This window comes from Dyella caseinilytica (assembly GCF_016865235.1).
Lineage (GTDB): Bacteria > Pseudomonadota > Gammaproteobacteria > Xanthomonadales > Rhodanobacteraceae > Dyella_B > Dyella_B caseinilytica.
The window spans coordinates 4,443,557-4,459,625 of sequence record NZ_CP064030.1; the positions used below are offsets into that span (position 1 = coordinate 4,443,557).

General features: G+C 56.6%; 17 protein-coding genes. 3 read left to right on the plus strand and 14 right to left on the minus strand.

Going from position 1 to position 16,069, the window contains the following annotated elements; all coding sequences use genetic code 11:
- Positions 1-267: 267 nt before the first annotated feature.
- The 7 genes from ISN74_RS19575 to ISN74_RS19605 form a co-directional block, all read right to left on the minus strand.
- A complete protein-coding gene (locus ISN74_RS19575; RefSeq protein WP_188795592.1) occupies positions 268-1,317 on the minus strand; it encodes a lactonase family protein in 1,050 nt (349 codons plus the stop codon).
- Positions 1,318-1,583: 266 nt separating this feature from the next.
- Positions 1,584-2,318 (minus strand): hypothetical protein, encoded by a 735-nt coding sequence (locus tag ISN74_RS19580; protein WP_188795594.1) that lies wholly within the window; start codon positions 2,316-2,318, stop codon positions 1,584-1,586.
- Between the two features lie 232 nt (positions 2,319-2,550).
- Complete coding sequence (locus ISN74_RS19585) at positions 2,551-3,108, minus strand: sugar O-acetyltransferase (protein ID WP_188795596.1); 558 nt, start codon at positions 3,106-3,108, stop codon at positions 2,551-2,553.
- A 148-nt stretch (positions 3,109-3,256) separates the two neighbouring features.
- Positions 3,257-3,676 carry a styrene oxide isomerase gene (locus ISN74_RS21380; protein WP_188795598.1) on the minus strand — a complete coding sequence of 140 codons (420 nt, stop codon included), beginning with the start codon at positions 3,674-3,676 and terminating at the stop codon, positions 3,257-3,259.
- 77 nt (positions 3,677-3,753) lie between these two features.
- Entirely contained in the window at positions 3,754-4,488 is a 735-nt protein-coding gene (locus ISN74_RS19595) for a DJ-1/PfpI family protein (RefSeq protein ID WP_188795600.1), read from the minus strand.
- Positions 4,489-4,653: 165 nt separating this feature from the next.
- Positions 4,654-5,349, minus strand: coding sequence for a hypothetical protein (locus ISN74_RS19600; protein ID WP_188795602.1), 696 nt, complete (start codon positions 5,347-5,349; stop codon positions 4,654-4,656).
- A 313-nt stretch (positions 5,350-5,662) separates the two neighbouring features.
- On the minus strand, positions 5,663-6,307 hold the full coding sequence (locus ISN74_RS19605; RefSeq protein WP_188795604.1) for a glutathione S-transferase family protein: 645 nt from the start codon (positions 6,305-6,307) through the stop codon (positions 5,663-5,665).
- Positions 6,308-6,681: 374 nt separating this feature from the next.
- Between ISN74_RS19605 and ISN74_RS19610 the strand changes: the two genes are divergently transcribed.
- Entirely contained in the window at positions 6,682-8,208 is a 1,527-nt protein-coding gene (locus ISN74_RS19610; RefSeq protein WP_229678875.1) for a glycosyltransferase family 39 protein, read from the plus strand.
- 36 nt (positions 8,209-8,244) lie between these two features.
- On the opposite strand, the gene ISN74_RS19615 is transcribed toward ISN74_RS19610, so the two are convergent.
- A complete protein-coding gene (locus ISN74_RS19615; RefSeq protein ID WP_188795605.1) occupies positions 8,245-8,610 on the minus strand; it encodes a hypothetical protein in 366 nt (121 codons plus the stop codon).
- A gap of 254 nt (positions 8,611-8,864) precedes the next feature.
- Positions 8,865-9,335 carry a GNAT family N-acetyltransferase gene (locus ISN74_RS19620; protein ID WP_188795607.1) on the minus strand — a complete coding sequence of 157 codons (471 nt, stop codon included), beginning with the start codon at positions 9,333-9,335 and terminating at the stop codon, positions 8,865-8,867.
- A 493-nt stretch (positions 9,336-9,828) separates the two neighbouring features.
- Here ISN74_RS19620 and ISN74_RS19625 point away from each other — a divergent pair, with 493 nt between their 5' ends.
- Entirely contained in the window at positions 9,829-10,629 is an 801-nt protein-coding gene (locus tag ISN74_RS19625; RefSeq protein ID WP_188795610.1) for an AIM24 family protein, read from the plus strand.
- Between the two features lie 32 nt (positions 10,630-10,661).
- Here the strand turns inward: ISN74_RS19625 and ISN74_RS19630 are convergent, their stop codons facing one another.
- Positions 10,662-11,828 (minus strand): GGDEF domain-containing protein, encoded by a 1,167-nt coding sequence (locus tag ISN74_RS19630; protein WP_203546659.1) that lies wholly within the window; start codon positions 11,826-11,828, stop codon positions 10,662-10,664.
- Positions 11,829-12,217: 389 nt separating this feature from the next.
- Complete coding sequence (gstA, locus tag ISN74_RS19635) at positions 12,218-12,826, minus strand: glutathione transferase GstA (protein ID WP_188795612.1); 609 nt, start codon at positions 12,824-12,826, stop codon at positions 12,218-12,220.
- A 104-nt stretch (positions 12,827-12,930) separates the two neighbouring features.
- Here gstA and ISN74_RS19640 point away from each other — a divergent pair, with 104 nt between their 5' ends.
- Positions 12,931-13,869 carry a LysR family transcriptional regulator gene (locus ISN74_RS19640; RefSeq protein WP_188795614.1) on the plus strand — a complete coding sequence of 313 codons (939 nt, stop codon included), beginning with the start codon at positions 12,931-12,933 and terminating at the stop codon, positions 13,867-13,869.
- Here ISN74_RS19640 and ISN74_RS19645 read toward each other — a convergent pair.
- From ISN74_RS19645 to ISN74_RS19655, 3 genes are read right to left on the minus strand one after another with little or no spacing between them, the layout of a single operon-like run.
- Positions 13,866-14,672 carry a hypothetical protein gene (locus ISN74_RS19645; protein WP_188795616.1) on the minus strand — a complete coding sequence of 269 codons (807 nt, stop codon included), beginning with the start codon at positions 14,670-14,672 and terminating at the stop codon, positions 13,866-13,868. The genes ISN74_RS19640 and ISN74_RS19645 overlap by 4 nt on opposite strands.
- A gap of 35 nt (positions 14,673-14,707) precedes the next feature.
- Positions 14,708-15,175 (minus strand): DUF4019 domain-containing protein, encoded by a 468-nt coding sequence (locus tag ISN74_RS19650; protein ID WP_188795618.1) that lies wholly within the window; start codon positions 15,173-15,175, stop codon positions 14,708-14,710.
- Between the two features lie 30 nt (positions 15,176-15,205).
- Positions 15,206-16,033, minus strand: a complete 828-nt coding sequence (locus tag ISN74_RS19655) for an OmpA family protein (RefSeq protein WP_188795620.1) — start codon at positions 16,031-16,033, stop codon at positions 15,206-15,208.
- Between the last annotated feature and the right edge of the window lie 36 nt (positions 16,034-16,069).

Here is a 16,069-nt window from a genome sequence, read left to right on the forward strand (position 1 = left end):
GATCGATGTCACTAATCACTTCGAAGTGACGCATATCTACTCCTCCACTCCCATGCCCGCAAGCCGATATGCAGTTAGCACAACCAAGGCTTCAGGCACCGTTCTGCCTGACAATACATTTCAGTCACAAAGATAAATCGCTTAATCTGTTGACACGACGACATTGTCCTGCACTCTTTGAGTGTCCGTTGTGCGGGAATGTGGCGTGTGCTGAAGTCCACGACGGGAAGGCACAACATGCCTTCCCGCCGGAAGTGCACGCAGGACTCAGTAGTTGAAGCCTTCATCCGCGCGCAGGATCGCGATGCCGTTAGTCGCTATATTGTTGATGGTCACACTGCTCTTCAGATTGAAATCGCCGTCGCCATCCACATCGAAGATCGAGACATGCGAGACCGACCCGTTGGCGTCCACAACCGCGGCAAGATTGTCGCGATAGGTGATATCGGTGGGGTCGCCGTTGAAGGTCGCTATGACGGCCGCATCCTGAATGATCTTCTGACCATAGACTGCATAGCGCGATACGGAATGACTCGGCGAATTGGCGGAGAACAGGAACGGACCATCCAGCGTGACCCAGCAGGGAGCCATTTGTGTGCCCGATCCCGTCACGGTCAGCACGGCATCGTTGCGCACCAGGCTGATCTCGTTGGCATGGGCAATCGTCACGTAAGCATCGTTGCCGCGCGTGGCCAGGCCGAACGGCGCATTGACGTTGGCGGGGATATTAGCCACGAGCTTGGTCGAGCCGGTGACGGCACCCCGATCGGTGAGGTTGACCGTTTCGATAGCATTGCTCTTTTCGGTGATGACGAGCTGACCGTCCAGCACTCCGACCTGTGCGGCGGAACCGTCGGCGATAACCAGCTGCGCTTCGCCATCAGCAGTGGAACTCACACCAAAACGATCGATCCGATGCGATTCGATATGGGTGGCGGTGAGAATGTAAAGGTGGCCGCGACCGAAGGCGACACTGACCGGATTGGTGATGGCTGGCACCACTTTTTCCAGTTGAAGAACGCCACGATCTGAAAACTTGTTGAAGACGGAGACATTCCCCGAGCCGAAATTGACCACGGCAAGAAGATCGTGATTCTGCGCGATACCGCCGGCATTGCCGCTGACGCCACCGGCCCCGCCGGTCGGAACCTGCTCGACCAGGCCACCGCTGGTGTTATAGACCAGCAGCGCGTTGCTGGCGGTATTGGACGCGGTAATGATGAGGTCCCCGTCGTTCCAACCTGAACTGCCCTGTGCGGAGGCAGCACCTGCCACCATCAGCGCCAGCAGCGCTGATCCGTAGATTGCCTTTTTCATGGTTGTTCCTCGATGTAAGCGTAGATAAGCAGCAACGCCCGTTGCCACTCTGGTTTGCTCCCGACGACCGTGCGCACAGCCTCTTGTTCCTTCGCGCATGTTGCGCGATCGGTTACACCCGGATAGTGGAAATGCGATTGCGTCCGGAGGCTCGCTTCGCCTTCACAAAAAATCCACGGTCAGGCTCGTCTTCCACCACTCATGCCCATGAGGCGACGGTGCCACCAAGCGCGGCCGCTTTGGGGGAAGGCGTCTGGTTCAATCGCTCACAAATCCTGCGCGACAGTGGCCAGCGTCTGGGCGATATTTTTCACGAGGCAGTCGCCATGAGATGTTGTGACGACGGTGATTTCTTCGCGTCCAACCAGCGACTCGATATATTTCTTCACTAGAGTCCTGCGTACGCGCAATGATCTTCTGACGAAGAAAATGACTCGTGGTCTTCCAGTGGATCGCGTCAAGCGGAGCAACAGGCCATAAAGGCCGGGTTGGTGTGGAACATTGGTGATCAGGTCGTTCATGATCACCGCCACCTTGTTCTCATCAACAGAGACCTCGAGTACTCCTTCGACGGGGTTGATGCCGGGCGGCACGTAGTACTTGACACCATGTCTGGGGAAGTATTCCTCACTGCTGTAATCCACGTGCACGTGCTTGCTGATGCCAGCAATTGACGCCTGTGGACATACAACATCCATCTTTGGGTAGCGTCTTTTATATGCAGCGACGTGCGCCCAGTGATCCCAATGAGGAATGACCATTACCGATGGCTCGCCGAGAGCCTCCAGCTTACTCATCGCCTGCTCATTGAGCGCAACCACGGAATGAAGCAAGAGCGAACGTTTCGCATAGCGATAGACCACCATATTTCGTGGCAACTTTGCCGCCGGAAACTCACCCTGTACCACCCAAAGATTTTGGGTGAGCTCACAAAGATCTGTATGCGGGAATACTTCCCTCTCCCAGTAACGATCCCTTGTTTCAAGGGCGGCGATTGTCATGTGGCCACTCCTTTTAAGTGCTCACGTCACGGCTCGTCTGGCAGATATCATACGAGTGCTCACCCACATCGAATACTCGCATTAAAAAGGAGTGTGCTTTTCGTATTTACTATGGATTAGCCGATGAAATCAGCCTCTTAAATAGGGTCAAGCGAGATCGTCGATCCGCTGATACGAGCAACTGCTCGCATTCCTGTGGGCGCAGCTGATCCGCTTTGTTCTGCCCAGGTGATCAGCCATTGACCGACCGGATGAACCGCGCCGGATTTCCTCCGACGAGGCTATTCGGTGGAACGTCCTTGGTGACTACGGAGCCCGCAGCGACAACCGAGTTCTCGCCCACTGTCACTCCGCCGACAATCGTTGCGCCGGCTGCGATCCAGACGTTTCGCTCTATCACAATGCGTTTTCCCATGGTGACGGATCGGCGTTGCGAAGGATCCAGGGGATGACCCGACGTGATGATGCTCACATTCGGCCCGATCATCATATCGTCCCCGATGTGGAGACCCCCAAGGTCATAGAAGGTGCAGTTCTGATTTATGAAGACATTCCGCCCTACGCGAATCTCCCTTCCGCCGGCAGTGTAGAACGGCGGAATCAACATAAAGCTCTTGTCGACTGGCTGACCGATGAGTTCACTGAACATCGTCCGCACTTCATCGGCATCATTGAACGTCAAACGATTAAGCGCGGCAGTGATCCTTCCCGCTCGCTTGACATCGTCCACCATCTTCGCCGATTCCGGCGTTCTTCCGTGCACTACCTTGGTGCATTCGTCACTGGTCATTCGATCGTTCCGTATCCACACCACCTACAGAATTGGATTGATTTCGCTGTATCTGGTTTGAGTCGAAAATAAACATTCAATGCATATTCCAAACGATGCACGATACGCCTCCGCTTGGACGAACAATCAGTCCGCATCTGTATTGGAATCATAGTGAGACGTAACCCGCATAGACGAGTGCAACCGAAGCCGCGAGTGAAGCGATAGAACCGATCGTGTTGCCAGCAAAAATGAGCTTTGCGGCAAACGGGCCACTGGAGGAAAGACCACGATAGCCAGTGATGGCGGCAAGTGGCAGGGAAAGGCAAAACGCATATACGGAAACGATGAGCGTGATGGTAATGAACCACTTGACTTGAGCCGCCACCGCAAAGGAAGACAGCAATGCCGCCGCTGCGAACATGAGTATTGCGCCAATAGGAAGGCTTGCGTGAGCAACGCGCCAGGAGTGAATGATGTGAGCGGGTGCATTGCGATTGATGGCGCGCCCGTAGGGAGCACCGTAAAGCAGGCCAAACAATAAGGCGATGCTTGCATGAAACGCGAGATGACGTGCTGAAAGGTCCATGGGAATCCGAAAATGAGATCTAAAGTCGAAGCTCAGCGATGCGATCGCGAAGCCGGCACGTCAGCTTGAGCGCCTTGTCATGCACTGTTGCGAAGAAATCCGAGCCTTCTGCGGATTTTGTCTAATGCGTTACGCCACAGAACGATAGGAACAGACAACATGTCGCGCGGATTTTTAGCACGCGCCAGCATCTCGGCTCGCGTCGCGTCAAAGACTTCCTTAGAGGCTTTGGAGGGATGACCGGACTGGAATGGGGGCTGCGGATCATACTCAATCAGCAGCTGAATCATCTCCGCGCGTTGGCGTCCGCATAATTCACTGACGACGAATAAGCCTAGATCGATTCCTGCCGACACCCCCGCTGCGGTGACGATTTTCCCGGATTGGACGATGCGCTTTTCGCGCTGCGGCTTCGCACCAAATTGCGACAGCATGTCTTGCGCAATCCAATGGGTGGTAGCGGGATGTCCTTTGAGGATGCCGGCGGCGGCCAAGATCAATGCGCCGGAGCACACCGACAAAGTGTAACGACTGGTTTGGTGGACTTTCATCAACCACTGAAGCAACCGCCCGTCCGCCATGGCGGTCGCTGTATTCGCTTCCGACCCCGGCACAAGGATGATGTCAGGCGACGGCGTTTCGTCGAAGGAGTGCGTCGCGCCCAGTACCAGAACGCCACTGTCCGTCACAATGGGGCCTGGCTTATGACTGACGAATCTCAGCTCACAATCCGGTATGTTTCGCAGCACCTCATACGGCCCGATCGCATCGAGTGACGTCAGCCCCGGATACAGCACTATCGCAATCTGCACGGCCTGTCCTTTGAATGCCTGATTACCTGATAGATGGTCGTGCACGTCCAGTTATACATCTGCGAAAACTTGCCGAACGTAGCCCCTCAGGCACCGAATCTGGAGCTGATTTCAAGATTATTCGTCAGAACATGGAACGTAAATACAGTGCTGGTTTCCACATGGTCAGGTGGTTGAGTTTGCAATGCTGCCCAATTGTTCAACCGCATGATGAATGAGTGGAAGGCAGAACCAGAGGATCCATGAGGTCAATAGAACGAAGCCTGCAAGAACGATTTTTTCCAGCCTCGGATACTTATCATTACTGGCGTCATCCAGAAGCTCCGTCAGTGGGACATCGCCATAGTTGCTCATTGACATGAATAGGCCGCGTAACTTCGGGTCATTCAAGTCGTCCGGATCATAGGCGAAGGGTGTCTTTGTCTGCTGCTTTCCAGCTGCCTGATGGACAATGGAAAGCCGCGTACCTGACGGCCCCTTGGACTGTCTGATCGAGTCGACTGCATAGCCCAGAACAGTGTTCGCCGGTATGTTTGTTTTCGACAGTGTCAGGGTAATGTCGATCGAATGGCGAGTAATGACCGTCTTTCGCCACATAAGACTCAACAAGACAAAGCAGCCAGAGAAAACGAGGGCGCACAAACTTCCTATGCTTAGACCTATATGTTGGTGGGCATTTGGATGGTGCCTGTAATCTAAAAGCTCAAGGAGGGCAGCCAATGTGGTTGGCACGATAAAGGCAATCGAGAAAAGGATAGGGACGAAAACCCCCATGATGAGGGACGATTTGTAGGTATGGGGCAAAATGTAGAACTTACTCAGATACTCGGCGCAACTATCCGCTGTGTAGTGACTTTCCATGGAATCCCCTGAGTACATGCTTTGATCGCGAAGTTATGATTCGAATCCAGGCACTGAGCATTTGTGTTGCATTTGCGTCTCGCTACGTGGTGGAAGGAACGATCAAAGTTCGCATACCAATTGCTGTCAATTAATTGGACTTCATCACCAGGGCTGCGTTGGGTTGAAAAGCGGACAGGCGCAGATTCCGGCAGAGCCTTAGCTTGGCACCGGCTGCGGCAAGTTCATAGAGGCCGGTCCTTAGCGCAGAACCTGGGTCGTGAGCGGCTTCAGGCTGGCTTTCGCTTCGCGGTCGGCGGTGCGCCGAACATGGTCATTGAATGAGTGCCTTGGCGAGCCATGCCTTCCTGGACGGACATGTTTCCATGGCGCGCTGGTAACCTTCGCGCGCGCGATTGCGGGCCATATAAGACTGCTCCACCTTGCCGAGGGTGACGCCTGCGGCTGTTTGGGCCAACTCCAGGGCATAGTTCACCGAAATGTCTGCCGCCGTGAACGTCTCGCCGGCAAGATAGGGCGTGCGTGAAAGCTGCCGCGTTACCAATGTCAGTCGGCTCTCGAAAACGCTCAGCGCCTGGTCAGCGCTCCAGTTGCTCCGCTGGGATTCCGGCGCAAAATTGCGGGCGCCAACGACGAAGTAGATGGAGGCCGCGAGGCCAGCCTCACCGAGGTGAAGGAACTGTTGGTAAGCGGGGAAGGAAGGATCGCGCGGGACGGGCGCGAGCGGCGTCGGCCCGTAGCGAGCCATCAGATACTCCATGATCGCAATGGACTCGACCATCGTGACGTCGCCATCCCGAATCGCCGGAATGAAGCCCGCAGGGTTGATGGCCAGGAATTCGGGGTCTTTCTCGACGCCGGCCAGAAGGTCCACCTGCCTCAGCCGGTACGCGAGTCCCATCTCCTCCAGCAACCAGACGACCCGGAAGCCCCGTCCTTCACCAAAGACGGTGATCATTTTTCGTACCCCTTCTTTGATTCGGCCTTATTGACCCCACCCGGGAACGACGAACCGGGATTTCGAAAATCGACATCGTCGGTGAGATCTCTGGCCAAGGCCTTCGCTTGATCTGGAAGTGGCTGTGCCACGCCTCTTTCCGATCCTCGTCGGAAGCAGACTTATTCTGATCCGGCCGCCCTGGTGAAGCCCGGGGGCTGCGCGTGTCCGTTGTCGAATCCGACATATCGTCCGAGACGACCGTGGAGAAGCCACCGCTAGTCCCCATCAGCCCGCCTTTCGTCCCCGAGCCAGGTCAATCCAACCCAATTCGCTTAGTCCAGTGACCGCTGGCAAGGGAATATCCGGGCTCAACCATCCTGGGGAACTCTATCGTGCACAGCCGCGATCTGCTCAAAGCGCCCATGGCCGCCGCTCGCTCGCAGTCGAGCGCCATACCGGTGCTCGTCATTGCTGTGCTCTTCGGCATAGCCCACATGTTGACCAACGGGCAATACGGGTTTCACCGGGATGAACTGCAATTCCTGAGTGATGCACAGCACATGGATTGGGGCTTTGTACCCTATCCGCCGCTGACTGCTGCACTGGAACATTTAGGCCTGAAGATGTTTGGCCTGTCGCTCGTGGGGCTGCGGCTGTTTTCCGTGCTGGCCCAGGTTCTGGTGATTGCGGTCAGCGGCCTTATGGCTCGCGACCTCGGCGGTAGCCGGCTGGCGCAAATCTTTACGGCGACCGCGGTAGCGCTGTCGCCCGCGCCGATGTTCGATGCAACCGAATTTCAATACACCTCCTTCGACATGTTGTGGTGGGTGCTTATCGCCTGGAGCACGATTCGTTTACTGCGCGACGACGATCCACGCTGGTGGGTGGCGATTGGCCTGTTTGCAGGGCTTGGCCTGCAGACCAAGTATTCGATCGCCTTCGAGCTTGCAGGTGTGCTGGTGGGGGTGCTGCTTACCGATGCACGGCGTTATGTCACGAGTGGCTGGTTCTGGGCCGGCGGGGTCGTCGCGCTACTCGTGTTTGCGCCGAACCTCGCATGGCTTATCAGACATGACTTCATTTCCTACCATTTCCTGCAAGGTATTCACGCGCGCGACGTCAATGAGGGACGTGCGGATGGTTTCGTGCGCAACCAGTTCTTCATAAATGCCAACCTGTTTGCCGCGCCTGTCTGGCTCGCAGGTCTGTTCGCATACTTCCGCAATCGCCGCTATCGCATGCTAGCGTGGATGTATGCAGTGCCGGTGCTGCTGTTCCTGTTTGCGCAGGGGCGTTTTTATTACACCAGTCCTGTGTATCCCATGCTGCTGGCAATGGGATCGGTCGTTGGAGAGCGATGGTTGCATACCAAGCGCCCCGCGTGGCGTGTTGGGATTGCCACGCTGCTATTTACGGGTGTTTTCGCTATCGGCATCTATGCGACGCTTTGCATCGTGCCGCTCGCACCAAGCGGTCCATTGCGAGACTTCGCGTTTCGGAAGAATAGCGACCTGCGTGAACAAATCGGCTGGAATGAACTCGTCGCGCAAGTAGCTGCCATTCGTGATGCGCTACCCGCCGAACAGCGAGCCAACCTGGGCATCGCAGTGGGAAACTATGGCGAGTACGGAGCCATCGCCATACTCGGGCAGAAGTATCACTTGCCTACGCCGATCACTGCCGTCAATTCCGGGTGGCTACGTGGCTATCCGTCCACGCCGCCAAGCACCTTTATCGTGCTGGGAAGTTCGCGCGATCGCGCCGATGAACTTTTCACCGATTGCCGCCTCGCCGGCCACCTAGGCAACGCGTGGGGCGTAGCCAATGAAGAAAGCCTGTATCACTCTGACATCTTTGTATGCGGCCCCACGCGCAAACCATTGAGTGAGCTTTGGGGATATGGGCCTGAATTTGGATGACTCATCGCAAAATTGATTCGTTTCTACATGCATCCATTACAACCACATTAAATCGGTTATCTGGTCTCGCAGCAATTTAAGTTCACCGGTGCCTGGACCGCTGTAGTCGCTCATCTGATATACCGAATTTGGCCAATACCAGCCCTCGTCGGTCCACTCCCGCGGCGCGTTCATTGGACCGACGAGGATCTCTGCTGCACCATCTACCGTTCGCAGCTGCATCAAACAGCTTGGACTCTGAAAGAACATCAGATACAGATACCCACCCTTGGGATCTGGACCGTAATAACGCACTTTCTCAAGCTGGGACATCGAATACTTAGTAAGAAATCCTGCTATTTGCGGGATGATCGCGGTCTGGAATTTTTGGCAACCGGGCGTATTGATCTGAAACGCGCTCATTTTTAACTCCGTAAGGTCCGCTTCGGGTCGGAAGCGAACGCTAGCCCTGGCGATATGAGAAGAAGTCTACGAGCCTTAGAACAAGAAATTCTTTGCGAGTACGTAAAGGACGAACAGGGAAAAAATCGCGAAGGCAGCCCACCAGACAACCTTTTCCGTTCTCGTTTTTGGTGACGTACCACCCACTCCAGACATGACGATGCTTCCTTCCTCTATCACTACCAGGTCCGCTTCGGGTCGAAAGCGAATCTTATCTACTTCAGAGACTTGGCCATGATGAATGTCTTACCACCACGGAAATCTTCGGCCTCAATGGTCTCGTAGCCCATTCTTGCGTAATAAGCCTCATGCTCATGCGTGCAAAGGTAGAGTGTTTTGTAGCCTGCAACCGAAGCGGCGCTTTCAATGCCTCGAATGAGCAGCGAGGCGATGCCACGCGATCGATGCTCGGGCTTGACGTAAACGCCGGCCAGCCATGGTGTCCGGTCCATCTCCGGAAAAAGGCGGGTCTTTTCCTGCAGCGTCGCGGCACCAAGCAGGGAGCCTGATTCGACTGCAATGAGCGTTTCGGGCATGACGTCCGTTGAGGACGTATAAACCTCGACCAGGCGTGCCGTAATTTCAGCCAGCGTTTCTTCTGGATTTATGTAACCCCACGTCTCGAAATAAATCTTCGCCAGCTCGGGCACGTGTTCGGTATGTTTTCGCAAGGTGGTTACATTCATAGATAGGATTTCTTTGCGTCACTCTAGGTGAATATAAGCCTCGGTGCCTGCTTTGGCGTTGAAAACGAACTCAACCCAATCGTATCCCCACGCTTTTCGAACCGTCATTCCCGTGAAAGCGGGAATGACGACGGGCATGGCTGGCGTTTTTCGTGGAAAAAGTACCTTATCAAGCAAAAAACGTGGCGATACCTGAGAACCTAACCAGCTTGCCGACAAATCTGTCCGGCAGCAACGTGGTCATCTTGATCACAGCCCGCGGCATGTTCTGCCTCGACTGGAATCGGTGTTCAGAGCGGTCCACGCCCACTCCAGAAGAAAGCTCATCGTCAGGTTAAGAAAGGGGTCGAAATGCTTTTCTTACATGTGTGGATTCAACATACACGAGCCATGCATACTCTGCCTGTTGTCGGACGGCGGTACGCATGGTGTGACGCACAAGGCATGTGAACGTACCCGGCCCATACACCTAAGTTCGTGGGGGAGCGAAGCAATGAAGACTCGTACGGTAGGAACAACCTTGCCAGTCCTGGAAGTGGGCTTGGAACAAGGCGACAGAATTATTTCAGAACCGGGCCGGTTTTCCTGGATGACACGTAACATCGTGCTTCAGACGTCGGCACGGACGGCGGGTGCGAAAGGTCTCTTCGGTGTGGTCGGACGCGCCTTGTCGGGCGGCGGACTGTTCATGAACGAATACGAGACTTCCGGCGCGCCAGGCATGGTCGCATTCGCGGCAAAGGTGCCTGGGTCGATCGTTGAAGTGCAAGTTAACGCCGGCCAGACCTACTTCATCCATCGGCACGGTTTTCTGTGCGGTACGGAAGGTGTGGAGCTGACGATCGGTTTTCAGCGTTCGCTCGGTGCAGGCATCTTTGGTGGCGACGGTTTCGTGCTGCAAAAGCTGGCCGGCAACGCCCGCGCCTGGGTCGAACTTGGTGGCGAGATTGTCAATTACACCCTGGCTCCGGGCGAAACGCTCCAGGTGCATCCTGGGCACATCGGCATGTTCGAAGGCTCGGTGAATTTCGATATCACCATGATTCCCGGCCTGAAGAACAAACTCTTCGGCGGGGATGGCCTGTTCATTGCCAATCTCACCGGCCCGGGCCAGGTATGGCTGCAGACCCTCACCATGCCGAATCTGGCGCATGCTCTGGAGCCCTACCTTGCTCGTGAGAATGGAGGCTCGTCCGTCCTGGGTGGAGGCGATTCGAGCGCCGGCATTGGTGGCGCCATTGCTGGCGGCGTGATCGGTTCGGTGCTTGGCGGACTGTTCGGCAAAGACGACTGACCGGCTGGAAAGGTGCAGACACTCCGCATTCTTTATGAGGGAGACTGCGGAGTATCCACGCACAAGGTATTTCGCCCCGAGACCTTTGCCTGATACAGCGCCCGGTCGGCTCGCATCGTCAGTTGATCCAATGTCTCGCCGGGCAACCTGCTCGCCAAGCCGCCGCTGAGGCTGTAGTTGCATGTTCCGTTGTTGGTGACGACGGCATGCTGCGCGGCGGCGGTGCGCAGCCGCTCGGCCAAGGATTGCGCGTGATCAAGCGCAATGCCCGGCATCAAGATCGCAAACTCCTCGCCACCGATGCGACCCAGAGCATCGCCTGCGCGAATCGTAGAGCGCATCAATCCGACAAACTCGCATAACACTTTGTCACCGCCGGTATGTCCGAAGGTGTCGTTGATGGATTTGAAGTGATCCAGGTCGACGATCAAGCATGCCAACGGGGAACGTGTCCGATCAGCCTCCTCCCAAAGCGACCGCGCTGCCGATGCGAACCCTTCGCGTGAAAGTGCTCCGGTGAGAAAATCCCTGTTCACGGCATCGCGCGCGTCGGAAAGAAGCGCATCATGGACCATCATCATGCCGCACATCAGCATCACCGGCATGATGGCAGCGCCCACGCATAGCAACACAACGTTCACGGTCGTATCGAATGTCAGCGCATTCGCCACACGATCCAATGTGATGAAGTAGATACCTCTGGCTACTTGGCAAGCCGCAAATATCACCGCGACACCTACTGTGGCGGCATGGAGATAGCGCGCTCGGCGCGAGCCCTGATAGCGCGCTACGGTGACGGCAACGGCCGCACATACCGTCGCAGTGAAGCCGGTCGACACCACCACGCGCATGGGAATGCTGTCCGCGACATATCGCCAGTACACCAGCGCCGGTGCCGTCATCACCACGCAGGTCAACAGCAAGGGCCAGCGCGCAGGACGATGCAGAAAACGTGCGAAGCCGGCGTATAGCGTCACGCCGGCCAACGCTATCAGCAGATTGGCGATCACGATCGAAAGGAAGTCGGGAATGCGGTCGCGTAATAGCAACATCGGTATCGCAACCATAAGTGCGACATCGGCGGCCAGCCATTCCCGCACACCCGGCACGCCAGAGCGAAGCAATGAGCCAAGCAAAGGCAGCATCAGCAGCCCTAAGAGCCAAGTCGTGGCAAGCGCTACCGATACCGCGGACATCATGGGGAAAAGGCGTTAAGGCCCATGGAAACCATTGCCTTACTCTTTAGCGGCAGCCCCTGCCCAAGACTTGAAACCCGAAGCGATCCTGCCCGCGGGTCCACACACTTGCATCGCTCCACGTTCCAGCCCTCCTGCTCATCCCGTCATGAACAAGCCACGCGCCTGCAACCAGGCGATGGTCGCGAGCGTAACTGCAACGAGCGCAGCACACCAACAAGGTGTGCCAGCAGCTCCTGCAACGAGGATGAAGGTCGCGCGAGATATTTCAACGATACGCGGGACAGGATTGCTTTCGCAAACCATCCTGCCGTGCTCGCAGGATGGCCAGGAACGCTGCCAGCACAGGCGCAACACGCGCCAGAGTGAAGCGCTGTGAACCGACTTTGGTCTTAAGCCTCGGCTTCAGCCTGCAATGCCACCTGCACGGAAGGCCGTTCCCCGACACGCTTCACATGCGCCGGCAGCGCCGACCACCGGTCCAGATCGAACGACAAAAACGTGCTCCATCCAAGCAAGGTGAACAGGTAAGCGTCCGCCACACTGAATGCATTTCCGAGCAGATACGGCTGTTCGGCGAGAACACCTTCCAGGTAATCAAAACGCTTGAACAGCCGTTCGCGGAAATAGTCGATAGCTTCTTTTGGTATGACCGCACTCCTGAACAGCGGCGCCGCTCCCGCATGGATTTCGCTGGTCAGGAAATTCAACCACTCCTGCAATCGCGTCCTCCCCCAGGTGCCGACGGGCGGCGCAAGCTCTTTTTCCGGCTGCAGATCGGCCAGGTATTGAACGATGACCGGGCCTTCGGTCAGGACTTGGCCATCGTCCAGTTCCAGTGCAGCGACATAACCCTTGGGATTGATCGTGAGGAAGTCACGGCCGTCGGCGGTCTCCTTGGTCTGGTTGTTCACCTTGACCAGCTCGAACGGCAGGCCCAATTCGCGCAGCACGATATGGGGAGAGAGCGAGCAGGCGTAGGGCGCGTAGTAGAGCTTCATGGTGTCTCCGTAGAACGGTGAATGGGCACGGAGAAAGTGTGGTGACTCCCGCACTCGCTGTAAAATTAATGATTCAATTAGCCATCATTAGATAAGCTACTGACATGATGAATCTGGCACATTGGCGTTTGCTGGTGGCGATTGCCGATACCGGCAACATTTCGCGGGCCGCCGAACGCGTGGGCATCACGCAGTCGGGCGCAAGCCAGGCAGTTACGCAGCTGGAATCAGCGCTCGGAATTCAGATCTTCTCGCGCTCTCGCCGAGAGGTCACGGTGACGGCGCTTGGCGAGCAGGTGGTCGAACATGCGCGCGCCATGCTGTCGCATCTGACGGCCATTCGTAATTTGGCCGATGACAGCCAAGGCTTGAATCAAGGCCGCATCCGCCTGGGCAGCTTCCCTTCGCTGATCTCGACGCTGTTGCCGCCGCTGTTACGCAACTTTCAGCAACGCCATCCCGGCATCGAGATCATTGCGCTGAAAGCGACGGATATAGAAATCGAAGACTGGTTGGCACGCGATGCCATCGACGTGGGCGTGGTGCTCAACCCAGCGGCAGAGCGTCATGCACTTATCATTGGACGCGACGCGTGGATGGCCTTGGTCCCGGGTTCGCATCCATGGGGACGACGCGCTATGGCGCAAGGCGTCACGTTGTCCGAACTTGCCACGCAGCCGTTCATTCTGGCAACGAGTGGCTGCACGATAGACGCCCAAAGCCTGATGGAGAACGCTGGGCATGCGTTAACCGATGTCCGGTTCACGGTCAGGGATCCGTCCACCGCCCACGCCTTGGTTCGAGAAGGCATGGGCGTTGCCCTGGTGCTGGCGTCGACTCTGCCTGAAGACATGCGCAACTTGCGTGCACTGCCTGTGGTGCCCGCTATCCATCGGGAATTCGGATTGGTTCGCTCACAAGCGGGGCAGCATTCCCCTGCGGCTTCCGCGCTGTGGGGCATGATCGACTCGACGATCAGAGCAACGACGATCGCCGACGCTCAGTCACCCGAGACGCCCTACCGCCACACATCGTCACCCTAGGCAACTTCACTCTTCGATATGAGTGGCCCATTCCGCAAGCGAATGCTTTCGGCCAGGTCGCCATGAAACAGATGCTGTCCCAGATGCCCCAGGTTGGAATACATATCGGCGTGCACTTTGCCGCCGATATCCCGCCAGCGGCGGCAGAAGGCATAGTCTTCGGAGAGATAACGGCGCGTATCGGGATCGGTCATGCAATCGAAAAACAACCAGTAGTAAGGTTGCTCGGGATTGTTCGGTGGGCCGTCCGGAACGTAATTCAGCTCGGGATAGCGCTGCATCATCTGGTTGAAGACATGGCGCTTGATGGCCATGAAACCGGTCGGCGCTTCTGACACTTCCACGAAGCCGTCGTTCGTCATGAACTTTTGCAGTGGCTCGGCACCGTGACCCACCGCATTGAAGGGGTAATCCGTGTAGAGCGTCTCGAAGGCCTGCTGTGTGATGCCGGCCGGCAGACCTTGCGCAGGCCAATTGAAGCGCTTGATGGGATAAATACCGGCAGCCACATCGTAATCGGAGAGCAGCAGGCGGATGGCAGCGGCGGGTTGAAACTCCAGATCCGCGTCGATCCAGAACAAGTGCGTGTATTCCGGATGCATCAGGAAAAACTTTACGGCCTCGTTCCTTCCGCGCGTCACCAAGCTTTCCGCACGCATATACAGCGAAGACCTGAGGCCGAGCCGCATGGTTTCATGAGTCAGCTGGAACATGCTGGTGACATAGTGCATGGACACCGCCGAGACATAGCACGGCGTGGCCCAAAGTACGTTCATGGATTGCAGCGCTGACGGATCAAGCATGGGCTTTCCCTCTGGCTTTCGCTCTGGCCTGAGGATTATCGCAGGCTATACCCAGTGACGCGCCATACATGATCGTTATCCAGATGGAATGAGATCAACTCGCGCACTGGCTGCTTTTCATTGGCAAAGCGCGTGGCAAAAGCGACATTGGCAAACAGGCCCGGAGGCAACTTCCTGCCATCGGACTGGCTGTAGGTGAGCAACGCCAGGCTACGTGCTTGAGGTGCGCCGACCGTTTTGCGATCCGTATCCACGCCCTGCACAAAAGTGTCACGACTGACGATCTGCTTGGTGACGTTGGAAGCGCCATCCCATATCTGGCCGACCTTGTCCTGATCGACCAACTGGGCAACCTGCAAGGCCGCTTGTTCCATTTGCTGGTTCTGGCGCTGCTGTGCCGGCGTAGGCTGTTGCGCTGCCGGCGTTGCCTGCGCGGAAGATTGTGCGTATGCCGCGAACGGGAGCACGAACAGCGCCGTGAGCAAAAGATGTTTTCTAAACATGGTGTCACCTTTTCTGTAGCTTGACGGATATTAGCCGCCGCGCGTCTCAACGTGCACGACTACGCGCCGGTTTGGCGCGAGGCACGCGATCAATGTGTTGCGCGATGAATCATCGGGACACTGCACAACGGGATCGGACTTGCCACGCCCTTCCGCTCCGATCACGTCCGCAGGCACATGCTTTTCGACGAGATACGCTGCCACGGTATCAGCACGGCGCTGTGACAGCGTCTGGTTGTAGTCATCGCTGCCGATGCGGTCGGTGTAGCCGATCACGTGGATATGTACGATACGGTCCTGTTCGGCCAGCAGGGAATCAGCCAGACGATCCAGCTGGCCGCGGCCGTCGTCGGTGATGTCCGCACGAGAATAGCGATCAAACCGGAACAGTGCATCGGCTGAAAGCGTCGTCACTTGTTCGGTTGGCTTGGGGGTCACAGTGGGCGGCACAGGCGGCTTCACGAAGCGCGCGCAGTCTTCCGGACTCCAATAGAAACTGCGCGCCAGCTTATGTTCGTCGAACAGGATCTTGTACTCGCACACGGTAACCTGCCCCGTGTCGGCGTCGCGGAAATTGAAGACATAATTCCACTCGCGTACGCCCCATACGCCTTCTTCAAAATGCGGATAGCCGATCAACTGGGCGATCTGCTGCTTGTTCATGTCTGCCTGCACGGCACGCACGGCAGCCGGATCGGGAAAGGTGCCGCCCTTGTGCATGGGTGTCACATCACTCGGTGCCGGCCAGACCAGTTGGCCGGCCGTACTGCCGTCTTTTGCCACGTCATGGCTGACATTGCCGCAAGCAGTGAGGGTGAGCACCATCGCGGCCACCATGCCTTTCAATGAAATGTGCATGTGCTGGACTCCTTGAATACGATTCATGACTACACC